At 49.6% G+C, this 14,841-nt stretch carries 15 protein-coding genes and 1 pseudogene; 5 read left to right on the top strand and 11 right to left on the bottom strand.

Annotated elements, in window-relative coordinates; all coding sequences use genetic code 11:
• Positions 1 to 549: 549 nt before the first annotated feature.
• The 4 genes and pseudogenes from V3C10_02930 to V3C10_02915 all read right to left on the bottom strand — a co-directional run bounded on the left by V3C10_02930 (position 550) and on the right by V3C10_02915 (position 2,646).
• Positions 550 to 1,542: a DUF4349 domain-containing protein gene (locus V3C10_02930; GenBank protein WVP62792.1), complete on the bottom strand. Its 993-nt coding sequence runs from the start codon at positions 1,540 to 1,542 to the stop codon at positions 550 to 552.
• A gap of 32 nt (positions 1,543 to 1,574) precedes the next feature.
• Positions 1,575 to 1,856 (bottom strand): annotated as a pseudogene (locus tag V3C10_02925) (CatA-like O-acetyltransferase).
• The gene (locus V3C10_02920; protein WVP62791.1) at positions 1,825 to 2,349 is read right to left on the bottom strand and encodes a hypothetical protein; all 525 of its coding nucleotides are present in this window, start codon (positions 2,347 to 2,349) and stop codon (positions 1,825 to 1,827) included. Before V3C10_02920 ends, V3C10_02925 begins: the two are co-directional and overlap by 32 nt.
• A 78-nt stretch (positions 2,350 to 2,427) precedes the next feature.
• The gene (locus tag V3C10_02915) at positions 2,428 to 2,646 is read right to left on the bottom strand and encodes a PC4/YdbC family ssDNA-binding protein (protein ID WVP62790.1); all 219 of its coding nucleotides are present in this window, start codon (positions 2,644 to 2,646) and stop codon (positions 2,428 to 2,430) included.
• A 293-nt stretch (positions 2,647 to 2,939) separates the two neighbouring features.
• Between V3C10_02915 and V3C10_02910 the strand changes: the two genes are divergently transcribed.
• Together V3C10_02910 and V3C10_02905 are read left to right on the top strand one after the other, a co-directional pair.
• Positions 2,940 to 3,860 (top strand): YafY family protein, encoded by a 921-nt coding sequence (locus V3C10_02910; protein ID WVP62789.1) that lies wholly within the window; start codon positions 2,940 to 2,942, stop codon positions 3,858 to 3,860.
• Positions 3,861 to 4,047: 187 nt separating this feature from the next.
• Entirely contained in the window at positions 4,048 to 4,626 is a 579-nt protein-coding gene (locus V3C10_02905; GenBank protein ID WVP62788.1) for a type 1 glutamine amidotransferase family protein, read from the top strand.
• Here V3C10_02905 and V3C10_02900 read toward each other — a convergent pair.
• Positions 4,623 to 5,975 (bottom strand): MATE family efflux transporter, encoded by a 1,353-nt coding sequence (locus tag V3C10_02900; GenBank protein ID WVP62787.1) that lies wholly within the window; start codon positions 5,973 to 5,975, stop codon positions 4,623 to 4,625. The genes V3C10_02905 and V3C10_02900 overlap by 4 nt on opposite strands.
• 293 nt (positions 5,976 to 6,268) lie before the next feature.
• Positions 6,269 to 7,096: a MerR family transcriptional regulator gene (locus tag V3C10_02895; GenBank protein WVP62786.1), complete on the bottom strand. Its 828-nt coding sequence runs from the start codon at positions 7,094 to 7,096 to the stop codon at positions 6,269 to 6,271.
• A gap of 338 nt (positions 7,097 to 7,434) precedes the next feature.
• Here V3C10_02895 and V3C10_02890 point away from each other — a divergent pair, with 338 nt between their 5' ends.
• Complete coding sequence (locus V3C10_02890; GenBank protein WVP62785.1) at positions 7,435 to 7,737, top strand: DUF2089 family protein; 303 nt, start codon at positions 7,435 to 7,437, stop codon at positions 7,735 to 7,737.
• Positions 7,738 to 8,139 carry a hypothetical protein gene (locus V3C10_02885; protein WVP62784.1) on the top strand — a complete coding sequence of 134 codons (402 nt, stop codon included), beginning with the start codon at positions 7,738 to 7,740 and terminating at the stop codon, positions 8,137 to 8,139.
• A gap of 134 nt (positions 8,140 to 8,273) precedes the next feature.
• Here the strand turns inward: V3C10_02885 and V3C10_02880 are convergent, their stop codons facing one another.
• The 5 genes from V3C10_02880 to V3C10_02860 are packed head-to-tail and all read right to left on the bottom strand — an operon-like array spanning position 8,274 to position 13,719.
• Positions 8,274 to 9,650, bottom strand: a complete 1,377-nt coding sequence (locus tag V3C10_02880; protein ID WVP62783.1) for a sodium:solute symporter family protein — start codon at positions 9,648 to 9,650, stop codon at positions 8,274 to 8,276.
• 54 nt (positions 9,651 to 9,704) lie between these two features.
• Positions 9,705 to 11,000: an acetyl-CoA hydrolase/transferase C-terminal domain-containing protein gene (locus V3C10_02875; GenBank protein WVP62782.1), complete on the bottom strand. Its 1,296-nt coding sequence runs from the start codon at positions 10,998 to 11,000 to the stop codon at positions 9,705 to 9,707.
• A gap of 17 nt (positions 11,001 to 11,017) precedes the next feature.
• Entirely contained in the window at positions 11,018 to 11,818 is an 801-nt protein-coding gene (locus V3C10_02870) for an enoyl-CoA hydratase/isomerase family protein (protein ID WVP62781.1), read from the bottom strand.
• Between the two features lie 43 nt (positions 11,819 to 11,861).
• Positions 11,862 to 12,902 carry an electron transfer flavoprotein subunit alpha/FixB family protein gene (locus tag V3C10_02865; GenBank protein ID WVP62780.1) on the bottom strand — a complete coding sequence of 347 codons (1,041 nt, stop codon included), beginning with the start codon at positions 12,900 to 12,902 and terminating at the stop codon, positions 11,862 to 11,864.
• Positions 12,903 to 12,921: 19 nt separating this feature from the next.
• The gene (locus V3C10_02860; protein WVP62779.1) at positions 12,922 to 13,719 is read right to left on the bottom strand and encodes an electron transfer flavoprotein subunit beta/FixA family protein; all 798 of its coding nucleotides are present in this window, start codon (positions 13,717 to 13,719) and stop codon (positions 12,922 to 12,924) included.
• 213 nt (positions 13,720 to 13,932) lie between these two features.
• Between V3C10_02860 and V3C10_02855 the strand changes: the two genes are divergently transcribed.
• Positions 13,933 to 14,826 (top strand): LysR family transcriptional regulator, encoded by an 894-nt coding sequence (locus V3C10_02855; protein ID WVP62778.1) that lies wholly within the window; start codon positions 13,933 to 13,935, stop codon positions 14,824 to 14,826.
• Positions 14,827 to 14,841 lie beyond the last annotated feature (15 nt).

The following is a 14,841-nucleotide window of genomic DNA, read 5'->3' as shown; positions in this document are numbered from 1 at the left end:
TTTACCTTATGAAGGTATTTCGGGCTGGATTCAGAGAAAAATCCAAAGCTAAATTTAATGATGAATCAAATAATTCAATGGTTATTCAGGGATAGGTCAGGCGCCAAAGCTCAGATTCATCAATTGAATACCATACAGAAAATCACTTGACAATATAGGGTGGCATTCTCCTGAAATTCGAGGAAATGTAGTGGCAGCGACAATACCTCCCCCCTTTGAAGGAATAAGAACAAATCAGCGGCCGCAGGCCGGGATTCGGGATGGCGATAACCTTCGCGTCTTCAGTCCCGGCCATAACTTTCCTGTGGGGAATCCGGGAGAAAAAGATTCCGGAGGGAACCTGGGAGTACGTCGGCACTTACCGAGGTTTTTTCGAGGTTAGTGTCCGCTACGTACTCCAAAGAGCGAAAGCGTTTCCCGCAGGAACTTTTTCTGCCCGGATTCCCCACCCGCGACAACCTGCAGCCCGGGACTGAAGACTCATCCCCTCCCTCTCACCATCCCGCCCCCCGACCGTCCCGGCGGCGTTCTCATTCCTCAATTAACCCCTTATTTCTTCCGTTTAAAAAATCTCTTATTTTCCTTCATTCCTTCTTCCCCTTGGTCCTTCTCTTTTCTGCCTGCATATTTTTTCACCGCCATCCAGATGACAAAGAACACGGCCAGGCAAAGTACGATAGCGGGGCTGGTGGAAATCAGCCATACGAGAAGGTCGGTAAGGGCCTTTCCTACGCTCTCCAGATTTTCCAGGAAACCTCTCCTGATCCGCTGGCCTACCGTCTCCTCCTTGGTCGGTGTAAATAAGCTGACTTCATCGACATACAGATTTACGGTACTGTAGGAAACCTGGTTTGCCATAAGGCGGAGCTGGGACTCATAGGACTCCAACTGGTAGCGTATCTCGGAAAGTCTGGATTCCAGCGTGATGATGGCCTCCGTGGTATCGGCTTTCTCAAGAAGTTCCCACAGGCGTTCCTGCTCCACTTCCAACGTTTTTTTCCTGCTCTCGACGTCGGCATAGCTCAGGGTGACGTCTTCCACAGATTCCTGTTTCCCGGTCACATTTCCGTTCTCCTCCACCTCGGTGATAAAGGCCGGGAGATTGTCGGCCGGAATGCGCGCCGTAATCTGTGCGCTTCTCTGGTTCCGATCGCTGCCATAGCGGATGCTGCTGCCCGAGATATTAGAATTTTCTATGTATCCGCCCAGTTCCGTTACTTTTTTAGTGATACTTTCCATCAGTGAGTCAAATTGTGTAGATTCCAGGCTCATGGACACGGTGCGTATCAATTTCCTCTGTGTGTCCACCGGCTGAATCCCGCCGGATGAGGTGACCGTGTCCGTCTCTTCCGATGAATCCGGTCTGTATTCATCCTTCATCGCCTGGGCCGCCTCGGTTGCCTGTGGAATCTCGTGATACAGCATGGCCTCCTGTGCATTACCGGCAGCGCTTGTTTTCGCACTCGAACTGCCGCACGCCGTGAGCAGAAAACCAATACCGAGAAGCAGAAGTATGCTCCGTATTGTGTTCCTGTTTTTCATAATATCTCCTCCCTCTTCTGCAACACTTATCCTTCGTTCAGGTAATTCTGAAGCAAATCAATCAGTTTTCCAATATGGATGCCGTCCACAAACCGGTATCTGAATTCTTCGATTTCATTGGCGCACCTGGAAACCGCATATACAAGCGCCAGCGTGAGTGAATCGCGATTTTCCCTCACCTTCTGCAAAAAATCCGTGATATCCAGCTCAAGTGTCACGCAAAATGCCGGTTCCACGTTGTTTCTGAATACCTGACAGTGCATTGCCCGCTTCCAGTTCTTCTCATCTATGAGCTGATAACCACCATTTGGCATACTCATTTTCTCCATTCGGGCTGTTATATTCCGTTAGCGTCCGGCTAAGCGGATACGCAGCCATAAAATCATCCACCATCTTTTCATTTCTGCTGATTATCATCGTGCAGGCGCTGTCCCAGGCCGTCACTTCCACCTCTGCCAGGGGATGCTGCATGGTAACCGGGTTCTTCCAGAAACCGGGATATCCGTCGGCATACGGCAGGGGAAATTTTAGAATCTCATCAAGGTGAACCGTTCTTTTAAACCCCGACAGCACGGCCCATACCCACTGCATCTGTCTGTTTTGCATGACAAACTCCGTCAGCTCTTCTCCCGTCATCCAGCAGTAATTACTTCCGGCCATTCCTCCGCACTTTTCCTTGGGCAGCGGAAGTGTCTCATAGTCCGTAATCAGCCAGTTGTACAGGACCGGCGCGCCGTCCAGCGCCCGAAAAACATCCGCCATGTTGGTGTACCAGCTTTCGCCCTTTTCAAGAATTGCATCCTTCATGAGTTACCTCTCAATACAATCTTATCCTATCAAAATTATCCTGTCTAAATGTACATCGTGCCGTTTCCCACCTCTGATTTACAGTTCCATACCGTTCAGAAGTTCTTTCAGCGCTTTGAGTTCCCCGGCCGTCAGGGTGACTCCCTTTCCCATCTTCTCGTGGTTTTCCGACCATGCCCTGATATCGTAGACCGGCTCCCTGCTGTTCCAGCTTATCAGGTTCAGCTCCTTGGTCCAGCCGTTATTGGGCTTGCAAAGGCTGCCGCATTCCTTATATATTTCGTACTTGAGTTCCATATTTCCTTCCTCCGGATACCAGAGCGTGTTTGAAAATTGCTTTCCGTCAGCTGTGCGTCACATTTTCAAACACGCTCTGGTCTGATATTTACTAAAATTTTAACATGCGGGATATTCTTTTACAACGGACTTAATAGAAACGTCAGAAAAATACAGGCTTTGGAAAGAATTGACAGGATCGTGCCGCTTTTGGTTTCGAAGCTGCTGCTTTACCGGAACGGTTTGACTTTTCCCTCCCTTTATAGCACAATAAAGCAATATAAAATGTCAATTTCCATGAGAGGAGGAATATTTTGAAAATCGACCGATTATCGGGCCTGCTTTCCATTCTGGCAAATACGGAGCAGATTACGGTCCAGGAACTTGCCGACCGTTTCGAGGTTTCCAGACGGACCATTTTCCGCGATCTGGATGCCTTAAGCCGCGCCGGAATCCCCATCACCTCCTGCCCCGGATTTGGAGGGGGCGTATCGGTTATAGAGGGCTACAAGTTAAATAACCAGATGCTCTCAGACGGTGATAAGGAAAAGATATTTACCGCCCTGAGCGGCCTGAAAAGCCTGGGCGGTGATGACTCAGTCACAAGCCTGATCGCAAAACTGGTGCCTGAAAATGAGACGGACTTCTTCTCCCGGAGCAATTACGTAATCGACTTTTCCTCCTGGTTCAGTGACAGCATCACGCACGAAAAAGCGCTGAAATTACACCGGGCGATCTGCGATAAACGCTGCGTGAGTTTAGAATACATCTCCAGGAGAGCACGTTCTGTGAGAATGGTGGAACCCTGTAAGCTGGTTTTTAAGCAGTCCCACTGGTATCTCTATGCATTCTGTCAGGAAAAAGAAGAATTCCGCCTCTTCAGGCTGAGCCGGATTGTCTGCTTTGATATACTGGAACAGCAGTTCCGCCCCCGGCCTGTAAAGAACATTGAATTCATCTCATATTATGGGGAAGAACTCTTTTCGCCGCATGAACAGGAGGACTTTGAGGAAGTCGTCCTGGAATATGAGCCGGAGGACGCATTCGAACTGACGGACAAGATGGATGCCTCCTTTTTTAAGAGGAATAAGGATGACGGCGAAAGTCCCTGTGAAATTCGTTTTTACACTTCCGACCTTCACCGGACGGCAGTCTTTATCCTTGGATTTATACACAAGGTCAGGGTCGTCTCGCCTCCCGAACTGATTGGTGAAATAAGGCAGTTACAGAAATAAATCGGCTCCGGTGGCTAAAATACGGAAAACTTTCCTGTATAACAACGAAAAGCACGCTTCGCGAACTTTTCATTGCCACTCAACAAAAAAGGTGACACACTGATGTCACCTTTTTTGTTATACAATCATACCACCTTGCAAAAGCAGGGAACTACACACAGAAAAATGAAAAACGAGGTGGCTTGGAATGAAAAAAGAAGTGTTGGTATTTATATTTGACAGTTACGCCGATTGGGAACCCGCTTATATCTGCCCGGAGTTAAATAACCCCGAAACAGACTATGTGGTAAAAACGCTCGGTCTTGACAGTGAGCCGAAGCGTTCCATGGGCGGGTTCCGTACTCTTCCCGATTATACGGTAGATAATTTCCCGAAGGATTTCAGTTTCCTGCTTTTGACCGGCGGCCTTGCCTGGATGGAACGAAAGAATGATGCCGTCCTGCCCGTTGTAGACTATGCGGTCCGAAACCATATTCCGGTCGGGGCTATCTGCAACGCTACAAATTTCATGGCACAAAACGGATTTTTAGATCACGTCCGCCATACGGGAAATACTGTGGAATTTATGAAATCTCAGGCCCCGAATTACTCCGGTGAAAAGCTCTATCTTGAAAAACAGGCTGTCTCCGATTCCGGCATCATCACGGCCAACGGCTCCGCGGCCCTGGAATTTTCCAGGGAGATACTTCTGACATTAAAAGCAAAGACGGAAGACGGCGCCCGGGAATGGTACGGAATGCATAAATATGGTTTTTACCAGGATTAACACTGTCCGTCCTGCCGCGAATCCTTCCGTATCTGCCTGATGACGAATCCCAGCGTATAGACGGCCATAAAACCGGAAACCGCAGGCGCTATGGAACCGATCAGCAGCAAATTATCGGGATAATGTGTATATACAATCCAGATGAGGGGCATTCTTAAAAGCAGCGCGCCGAAGCAGCAGCTAATCATTGTAAATACGGTCTTCCCCCTGCCGTTCATATACCCGTTCAGGCAGAACACAAAGGAAACAGCCAGGTAGTCATAACTGCAGGCCCTGAAAAACGGGATTCCGGCCCGGACAATCTCGGGATCCGTATTAAATACGCCGATCATCGTCTGCGGTGAAACCTGGGCCCAGACAAAAAACAGGCAGGATGCAAAAAAAGCAAAGCCGATTCCCGCTGCCAGTGATTTTTTAGCCCTGTAAAGTTTCCCCGCGCCGTAATTCTGAGCGGTGATAACGGCCAGGGCGCTGGCAATGGAGGTTGCCGGAAGCATGGCGAACACATCGTATTTTCCCGCAATTCCCACCGCGGCGGCCGTATTGACTCCCAGCCGGTTGGTCACCGAGGTCAGGTAGAGAAATGAGAGTCTGACCATACTCTCCTGGAACGAAATCGGAATCCCGACACAGGCCAGTTCTTTGACCCTGTCTTTATAAATCCGCATATTGCTGAACGTAAACGTAAACAGGAATTTCTTTTTATTCAGGTAAATAATTGAGACAATCATGCTGACGGACTGCGACAGGACCGTTGCCAGCGCCGTTCCCGACACCCCCATATCCAGGTATTTTACAAATGTAAAATCGCCGATGATATTGAGTACGCAGGAGAGGGCCACAAAATACATCGGCCGCCTGGAATCGCCGTATCCACGGAGGATTGCGCTGATTGCATTGTATCCGCAGATAAAAAAAATTCCACAAAAACAGATCGTGACATACTGCTTTGCCAGGTAAAGCGATTCGGCCGGTGTCTTTAAGAGGGCCAGGATCGGGTCGGTAAAATACAGCATAACGCCCGTGAGGACAATGGCGACGATTGCAAAAACAGACAGTGTTGTTCCGATCGTCCTCCTCGTCTGCTCCTCATCCTGCATCCCCGTATATTTTCCCACCAGAATAGTGCCTCCCATTGTAAGGCCCGAAACCAGGTTGGTGATAATCTGAGTCACCTGGGTTCCGGTGGAAACGGCCGCAACGCTCTCCGGAGAACAGTACCATCCCACCACCATCAAATCCACAGCGCCATACAGCGCCTGTATCAGGCTCGCTATCAAAAACGGGATTGAAAATGTCAAAAGCGCCCGGAAAATATTGCCTTCCGTTAAAAGGTTTTCCTGTTTCATAATTTCTAACTCCTTTATCGTTACTGTTCACTTCATGCCCGGCAGCGCGCTTCCTGATGTGCAAAAACGGCAGGAAGACGCCTTTCTGTACTGTATAACTCGGGATTTTCAATAAAAGCATGTGAAAAATGCTTTGTAGAAGGGATTCCACTGAATTTTCCTATGATATAAAATAAACCCTCCAGCAAGTGGAGGGTCAACCCATTTCTTTTATGATTTTTCTTTCATAGACAAGCTATTGGACAGCGGCAGTTACCTCCGCGAGGGAATTCACTGACCGTGAGGGCGCAGCGTCATGGCCGCCCCTCTTTTTCCACCGGGATCTGAAGTTCCGTCACATACTGCTCCGTATCATCAGTAAATCCGGCGTCTATCAGTGTCACTTCCACGGAATCCCCGAGCAGAGAATATCCTCTTTCTTCCATGCAGGCGAGTAATTTCTCATAATATCCGGCCGCTCCCTTATGCGTGCCCGTAAAACGTACCGTCAGATAAGTTCCCTCCGGCAGATACTGCTCTGCACCGCTGCAGGTATCCCCATCCTCCAGAACCACAAAGATGCCGGAAAAATGTTCAAAGCTCCGTTTCAGTAGATTTTCCCTTGAAATGGCAACCCCCACCTTCCCCAGGAAAATCGCCGGTTCCGGCAGCCTTGCCCGCTCCAGTTCCCTGATCGGGTACTCCAAATCATCCCCCAGGGCAATCTCCTTCCGCAGGAATGCAATCCGCCGCTTTTTGCAGTAAATTTCCCTGATTTTCCCTGTTGGTGCACTGAGGGCATCCTCCAGGGAATTCAGTCTCCGCTCCAGCTTCTGTTCAATCCGCATCAGGGCTTCGATCTTTCGCCTTGTATCCTGTTTCTGTTCCTCCATCATCATCTGGAGGCTCTTCACCTCTCTCTTTTCAAAAAACAGGGCTATTTTTTTAAGCGGCATGTCCAGGGCACGCAGATATTTGATCGCATTCATGCGCTCAAACTGCCGGCTCGAATAATAGCGGTAGCCCGAATCCGGATCCGTCGTCTCCGGCCGCAGAATGCCGATATCATCGTAATACCGGAGCGTACGGATATTCACATCAAACAGCCTCGCCATCTCCCCGATTGTAAAAAGCTCCTTCATCTGCGCCTCCTTCTTCCCGCCCTGAACCGGGACTTCCGTCTGTTCCGTATTATATTTTGTGCATGGCAGAGCGGTAACCATAATGCTCCTGTTTCAATACAAATCATTACTCATTATTTTACTATACAGGAACCTCCCCTTCAAGTATATTCTGCTGTCGAAAGGAGCCGTCGAAAACCTTTTTCTTACTGGTTTATTTCATTTTTATTAATCTTTTATTTTATATTGACTTTAATAATATTAAAGTATATACTAAATTTAATTAAACATTCCAGCATCTCAGTGGTAAAATTTAATGCGTAAATTTAATAAGCAGTATACGTAAGGAGTGAATGCCTATGTCAATTGAAATCATACCCGACTGGATGGCAAACCTGGATGACGAGGACGTCACTTTTATCAAAAAGTTTATCCTGGCCTCCGGTTCCCTGAAAGAAATTGCCGGCCAGTACCATGTCACCTATCCCACAGTCCGGCTGAGGCTGGACAAAATAATTCAGAAGATCCTGATCAGCGAAGACACTGCGAATGAGCCGTATATCGCCCTGATTAAGCGGCTTGCGCTGAATGAAAAGCTGGATTTTGACACCGCCAAACTTCTGATATCCGAATATAAGAAAATCAAAAAGGAGGAACCTTAGATGGCAATGGCAAACTCTTTCATCCTTGTTATTCTAATCTTTTTTGGAGGCTCCCTGTGGCTTCAGTTTTATCTGTCGGGCAAACCCAGCAGGTGGCCGGGACTCATCCTGCCCCTGATCTGCTTCCTGTTCTCCCTGCAGGCGCTGCTTGGCATCGCAGCTTACAGCTCCGTGCGCACCTCCGTCACGACCATCACGGAGAACGGCACCTCCGTCACCCAGGAAGATGTCGTCGTACCGCCCGAGAAGAAGGATTCGCGCCAGATAGCTGCAACCGCAATCTCCGTATTTATCGGCAACAATATCCCCACCGTGGTTCTCCTCGGCATCTATATCACCCGGCGCAGCCGGAAAAAGAAGAACCTGGAACTGGAAAAAATGAATATTCAGGATTTGGAATAAAAGGCAGGAAAAAAGGACCTCCCCCCGGACAAGACACAATCCGAAAGGAAGTCCTTTTTTGCTGCCGTATGCATTCAACCCTGTAAGAAATAACGCAACCGGCATAAATCTATAAAAAGATGAAGGACCTGCTTTTAAATAGTTTCCCGGCTTTTCTTCTGTGTTGCCAGGCTGACCGCCACATAGGCTGCTGCCGACGGAAGTATCGGGAAAATCGATGCAAACGGCATCTGGACTCCCATTTTATTTATAATGACACAGGCGATTCCGATTAGGAAACTTGCAACCGCTCCCTGTGTCGTTCCCTTCTTCCAGAGTATCCCGCCCAGAATCATGACAAGACCTCCGGCCGTCATAAATGTATACGCCATGGACAGCAGGGAAATAATGCTGGAGAACTGCAGGGACAGTACAAGGGCCAAGAGTCCGACAATCACGGTGGACCAGGTTGTCATTCTCGCCAGCGTCTTCTCACTGGCCTGCGGATTGATATGTTTATAGTAAATATCGCTGACAATATTGGCCGTGATTGTGACAAGACCGCCGTCACAGGTGGACATGACCGCCGCGCAGATCGATGCAATTAAGAGCCCGGCAAGCACGGGCGGCATTGCCTCAAACAGCACCTGGAAAATAATCGTGCCGTTTGCTGCGTCCGGCCACATTGCTTTTCCGTACATTCCAATCAGGACGGGAAGGATAACAAAAGGAATAATCATAAGGGCCGCGATGATTGGCGCCCTCACCGCAGTTTTCTCGCTTTTACACGATACGGTACGCTGGAAGGCCGCGGATGAAACAAGGCCGTATAGAGCCGTCGGCCCCAGCATCATAATGAACGTGTCCATGCTGAACGGAATCAACTTAAAACTTTCCGCAGGCAGGTTCTGGGCCATTAACTGAAATCCGCCTTTGCTGCCGATGAAAATAACGGTGACAATGACTGTAATGAAGATAACCGTACTCTGGATCACATCCGTCATCATAACGCCCCAAAGTCCCGACATCGAAGAATAGATAATGACAATCAGAGTTGTGATGACCGCTCCCGCCACCGGATTGATGCCGATATATTCAAAAAGGCGCTTTCCTGCCATAATCTGTCCCGCCATGACCGCCGTATTGGCCGCTCCGTTTAAGATGGCCATCATAATGGCCGTTACCTTGTCCCCGTATCTCTGCTCCAGCATATCCGAAAGTGTGACACAGTTCCCTCTGTACACACGTCTCGACATAACGGCCGCAAACAGGATGTAGGATAATGCGGCACCTACTCCAAACCACATTCCTCCGATTCCGTATACGGCGCCATATTCCGCTCCGCCGACCACGATACCGTTGCCAATATGGGAACCAATATAGGATCCCGTTACCAAAAGAAGCGTCCCCTGTTTTCCGGCCGTCATAAAATCGTTCATGTTTCCGCCGTATTTTCTGCCTGCAAGTCCGATCGCGATCATCACCGCCATGTAAATCCCCAGAATTACTAACACTATGCCTAAACTGCTCATACGTTTCCCCCTTCTCCCCTTGCATTTCCAGGCATCCTCTGCCCGCCCTCTATGTTATAAAATTCCAATTGCCGCTGCCTGGTGCTTAAGCTCTTCCCTGAATGCCGGATGGGCAATGTGAATTAACTCCCCGGCCCGTTCTTTTACCGATTTGCCGCTTAAAACCGCAACGCCATATTCCGATACCACATACTCTACCATTGTCCGGCTCAGGGATACGGGCGTTCCCGGCTCGAAATACGGCACTATCTTGGAGTACTTTCCATTTTTCGTGACGGATTCTATGACCACAATGGATTTTCCGTCGGGACAGCTTACTGCTCCCGCGGCAAAATCGCCGATTCCTCCCATTCCGGAGTGCTGACGTCCTTTTAAATATTCCGCATTGGCCTGTCCTAGAAGATCGACCTGAACCGCATTGTTAATGGCCGTCATCTTATTATTTTTTGCAATAATGCCTGGAGTCAGGACATGGTTGCAGCAGTCCAGGCGGATTTCCAGATTGTCCTGCACATAGTCGAACAGCTCCCTGGAGCCAACCACCTGGGTACAGATGGAAACGCCCGGGTTCAGGGTCTTTTTCCGGTTGGTCACAAGGCCTTTTTTAGTCAGGTTCATCAGAAGATCCCCATATATTTCCGTATGGATTCCCAGATCTCTTACACCGTCCAGATACATCATGGCGGAGGAATTGAGGCGTCCGATTCCCACCTCCAGAGTGGCTTCATTTTCCACCAGTTCCGACAGGCTGGCGCCGATGGCCTTATATTTTTCCCTGTTTTCATCGGAATCGTCTATCTGTCCGATGTTGAGCGGATAGCCCTCCCCTTCCACAAGATAATCAAATTCTGAAATATGCATCACATTATCACCGTGGACAAACGGAAGTTTCTCATTCAGCTCCGCAATGGAAAGCGGCACCGCCCGGCATACATCGGCCATCATATCGGCCGAATTACCGAAAGAGACGTAACCGTCCTTATTCGGGGCCGACACGCAGGTGATAGCCACACGGCACTCAAAATCTTTCAGCGCCACCTTGGAAAATCCCGAAAAACCGCAGGGTATAAACTGCATTTTTCCTTCGTTGATATAGTCCCGGTTCACCGAATCCATAAAGCTGGTATAGACGTTCAGCCCGTTTCCCATATTCTCCAGAAGGTGGGGGAAGTCCTCCTCCGGGGCATAATAATTTGCCCCGGTCAGATCGCTTCTTTTACCCAGCTCGGTGAGAATTCCCACCGGTTCCCTGGCTCCGCAGCAGAAGCTGTCCCCATCCTGTATCATGGCTGCCGCCTCGTGGGCGGAAATCACTTTATCAGCATATTGTTCTCTCCATAATCGTTCCATTCTGCCGGCCTCCATCATTATTTGTTGTACTGTTTCTTGAGAGCCGAGGCAAGTCCGCCCTCCGCAATATCGTTCCTGAAATCGTCTACCTGCGTCGTCTGCATATGGACTCTGCCCAGATTGAACAGTTCGGAAACAAAATCGATCGTGTTCCGGAAACCCTGGAGCTCATAACATTTATTCAGGGAGTATTTAATAATCTTTGTGCTCTCCGGCGGTATCTGTGCAATTCTCTCCGCAACCGCCATGACCGTCTCTTCCAGTTTTTCACCCGGAACAACCTGGTTCACCACGTTCATGTCCCGCATCTCGCCAGCTGTAAAGAATTTGCTCAGGTAGAAGAATTCCCTTACTTTGTTAAACGGCATTTTCCAGACTTCCATCGGGAATTCGGGCACATATCCCAGAAGGATCTCCGGGTTGCCGAATGTGGCGTCCTCGGTGGCAATCACCATGTCACTGAGCATGGCAAGGGTAATTCCTCCGCCGATGCAGTATCCCCTGATCGCGGCCACAATTGGTTTTGGGAAATGCCACATTCTCATGAAAAACTCAATCTCTTCCGATGTGTCTTTCCTTCTCTCCACAACCCCGGTGATGTTGTGCTCCATTGCCTCCTTTAAATCAAATCCTGCCGTAAAGGCTTTTTCTCCTGCTCCCGTCAGGATGACAACACGGATCTCATCGTCCTCCGCCGCCATTTTAAGTGACTCGTCGATTCCGTGGATGACGGCGCTGTTTAACGCATTTCTCTTCTCCGGTCTGTTGATGATAATTTTGGCGATTGCTCCCTGTTTTTCATATAATAATTCGTTCATATTGAACCATCCTTTCCTTTAACTTTCTTCTTTGAGTTTTCAATCAGTTTGCTTTTATCTTATTAATCTCACGGATCAGTTCCGGAATTACCTCCAGCAGATCTCCCACGATTCCATAATCGGCCACTCCGAATATGGGAGCGTCCGGGTCCTTATTGATTGCCACGATCGTCTCCGCTCCCGACATTCCGGCCAGGTGCTGGATGGCACCTGAAATACCGCAGGCGATGTAGAGCTTCGGCGCCACCGTTTTACCGGTCTGCCCCACCTGGTGTGCATGTGGAATCCAGTCCGCATCCACGCAGGCTCTCGATGAACCGACCGCTCCTCCGAGCGCCTCGGCCAGCTCCCTGATGTAGGAGAAATTTTCCGCTTTTCCGATTCCGCGGCCGCCGGACACGATGATGTCCGCTTCCTCCAGATTGACGGACTGGACCACCTCCTTTATGCGCTCCACGATCTCGGTGCGGATGTGTTCCGGACTTATGTCAACTTTTTCCCTGATGATTCTTTGTTCTGCATGACTGCCAACCTGTACATCTTTTGCATTACCTGTTTCCTTTACCGGCTTCTTAAATACCCCCGGCCTCACGGTTCCCATCTGGGGCCTGTGGTCCGGACAGAGAATCGTAGCCATCAGGTTTCCGCCGAATGCCGGTCTTGTCCACTCCACATTTCCCGTCTCCGCATCGATATCCAGCGCCGTACAGTCGGCCGTAAGCCCTGTTTTCAGCCGGCATGCCAGCCTCGGCCCCAGATCCCTTCCGTTGTTTGTCGCTCCCATCAGAATGACCAGGGGCCTGTACTTTTCCACAAGCTGTGTCATACAATCTGCAAACACGTCGGTTCTGTAGTTCCGGTATATCTCACCCTCTACCAGGAGCACTTCGTCCGCGCCGTAGGCTGCGGCCTGCGCGGCCGTCTCTTCCGCCTCATATGCCGGTATCACCGCCACCAGCTTCTGTCCCGTCTTATCGGCCAGCATCCGGCCCGGCGTCAGCAATTCATAGCCCACCGGCTTTGCCTTTCCTTCCTCGGTCTCAATAAATACCCAGATATTCTTATAATCCTGTCTCTGTTCCACTTAAATCCCCTCCCGCATGTCACACCAATTTTTTCCCGTCCAGAAATCCTGCCAGGCCGGCTGCAAACTCCTGGGCGGTCTTTCCTTCCTCTTTAATTCCCTGTTTTGTCCTGACCGGTGTAAATGTTTTCTTTACTTTTGTCGGGGAGCCCTTCAGGCCGCATCGTCCGGTGTCGATCCCCAGCATTTCGGCCGTGAGTACCGGAATCTCCGCCCTCGACGCCCTCATTTTACCTTTAATCGACGGGAGCCTTGTATCACCGGAAATCTTGGTTACCGTCACAACCGCCGGCAGTTTCGCCCTTATCACATCGTATCCGTCATCATTCTCCCTCTTCACCAGCACCGCGTCCTCCGCAAGTTCCACGTCGGAGGCATATGTAATCTGCGGGATATCGAGGTGTTCCGCCATCTCCGGCCCGACCTGGGCAGTGTCGCCGTCAATCGCCTGTTTTCCGCAGAGCACCAGGTCAATTCCCCCAACCTCCTTATCCAGCCATGAGACAGCCTCCGACAGCACAAAGCTGGTTGCCAGGGTGTCCGAACCTCCGAATGCCCTGTCGCTGATGAGCCATGCCCGATCCGCCCCTATGGACAGGCATTCCCTGAGCGCCGCCCTGGCCTGATCCGGTCCCATGGAAATGACGAGGACCTCCGCCCCGTACCGCTCCTTCAGACGGATTGCCGTCTCCAGGGCATATGCGTCATACGGATTTACGATGCTGGGAACCCCGGCGCGTATCAGTGTGTTTGTCACAGGATCAATCTTAATTTCCGTTGTGTCGGGAACCTGTTTTACACATACAATAATCTTCATATTCTTTTTTCACCGTCCTTTAATTTTCTATGTATTCATTGTATCAGAGCGAATTTTCTAAAAATAGCAGTTTAAATTTTTACTATCTTGCAACTGAAAGTTGCATCTGAAATTAAAGTGATCTATAATTGAGATACTATCGGAAACCGTTATCCGGCGGGATTTCCGGCCGTTTTTGAACAGGTGAGTTTATACAGACAGGCAGGTGATTAGATGGAAATACGACAGCTGCGTTATTTTGTGCAGGTATGTGAAAGCGGCAGTCTGCTGAGGGCATCCGAGATACTTTTTATCTCCCATCAGGCCCTCAGTAAATCGCTGTCTTTGCTGGAGAAAGAACTGGGCGCAGCCCTGTTTTACCGTACTCCAAAAGGCATGATTCCCACCCAGTTCGGACAGGAGTTGCTGGAGAGCAGCCGCCCGATACTCGAAGAATGGGAACGTCTGAATCTGAAACTGGAGGAATCAGCGAACCATTATAAAGGCAAGATACGCCTCGGTCTGTCCGGAGGCCTCATTTACTTTGGTTCGGACAAGATCTGGGAATATTTCAAAGAGCTGCATCCCCACACGGAAATCGAGTCATTTGAGCACGGTTACATCGAGGGTCTGAGGCTCCTGAAAGCCGGGACACTGGATGCCGTCATTATTTCAGACTATGAAAACTCGGACGGCTATATCACCTACAGTCTGCCGTCCACCAGACGCCTTGTGATTGTGGAAAAAAACAATCCGCTGGCCTCAAAAGAAGAACTGGAATTTAAAGATTTGAAGAATCAGAAATTTATCCTGTGCATCAACGATTTTGCCTATAATAAATTCCTGCGCCTCTGCCAGGCGGAGGGCTTTACCCCCGATGTACGCCGCACCAGTGATACGGTTTACATGTACAAGCTGTGCAGCGAGGACGGACTCTGCGGGCTCTGCATTGACTCCAATGCGTCGAATCTCGTTCCGAAATATCCGGAACTGAGAACCATCCCGTTTAAAGACAACGCATTTCCCTATCCGCTCACACTGGTGGTAAGAAATAATTATCCCAAGCCAACACTGATCAAAGAACTGGTGGACTTCCTCACCTATTCCCTGAACAGCGTCTTATATTAACTTTACAGGACGGAG

The organism is [Clostridium] symbiosum, from assembly GCA_036419695.1.
GTDB classification, from domain to species: Bacteria; Bacillota; Clostridia; order Lachnospirales; family Lachnospiraceae; genus Otoolea; species Otoolea symbiosa_A.
This window is presented reverse-complemented; position numbering and strand designations above follow the sequence as displayed.

Bases quoted from the DNA above. Each gene is read 5' to 3' on its own strand.
- V3C10_02855 (WVP62778.1), top strand. From the start codon at position 13,933: ATGGAAATACGACAGCTGCGTTATTTTGTGCAGGTATGTGAAAGCGGC.
- V3C10_02905 (WVP62788.1), top strand. From the start codon at position 4,048: ATGAAAAAAGAAGTGTTGGTATTTATATTTGACAGTTACGCCGATTGG.
- V3C10_02930 (WVP62792.1), bottom strand. From the start codon at position 1,542: ATGAAAAACAGGAACACAATACGGAGCATACTTCTGCTTCTCGGTATT.
- V3C10_02875 (WVP62782.1), bottom strand. From the start codon at position 11,000: ATGGAACGATTATGGAGAGAACAATATGCTGATAAAGTGATTTCCGCC.
- V3C10_02915 (WVP62790.1), bottom strand. From the start codon at position 2,646: ATGGAACTCAAGTACGAAATATATAAGGAATGCGGCAGCCTTTGCAAG.
- V3C10_02900 (WVP62787.1), bottom strand. From the start codon at position 5,975: ATGAAACAGGAAAACCTTTTAACGGAAGGCAATATTTTCCGGGCGCTT.
- V3C10_02860 (WVP62779.1), bottom strand. From the start codon at position 13,719: ATGAAGATTATTGTATGTGTAAAACAGGTTCCCGACACAACGGAAATT.
- V3C10_02920 (WVP62791.1), bottom strand. From the start codon at position 2,349: ATGAAGGATGCAATTCTTGAAAAGGGCGAAAGCTGGTACACCAACATG.
- V3C10_02895 (WVP62786.1), bottom strand. From the start codon at position 7,096: ATGAAGGAGCTTTTTACAATCGGGGAGATGGCGAGGCTGTTTGATGTG.
- V3C10_02880 (WVP62783.1), bottom strand. From the start codon at position 9,650: ATGAGCAGTTTAGGCATAGTGTTAGTAATTCTGGGGATTTACATGGCG.
- V3C10_02870 (WVP62781.1), bottom strand. From the start codon at position 11,818: ATGAACGAATTATTATATGAAAAACAGGGAGCAATCGCCAAAATTATC.
- V3C10_02890 (WVP62785.1), top strand. From the start codon at position 7,435: ATGTCAATTGAAATCATACCCGACTGGATGGCAAACCTGGATGACGAG.
- V3C10_02885 (WVP62784.1), top strand. From the start codon at position 7,738: ATGGCAATGGCAAACTCTTTCATCCTTGTTATTCTAATCTTTTTTGGA.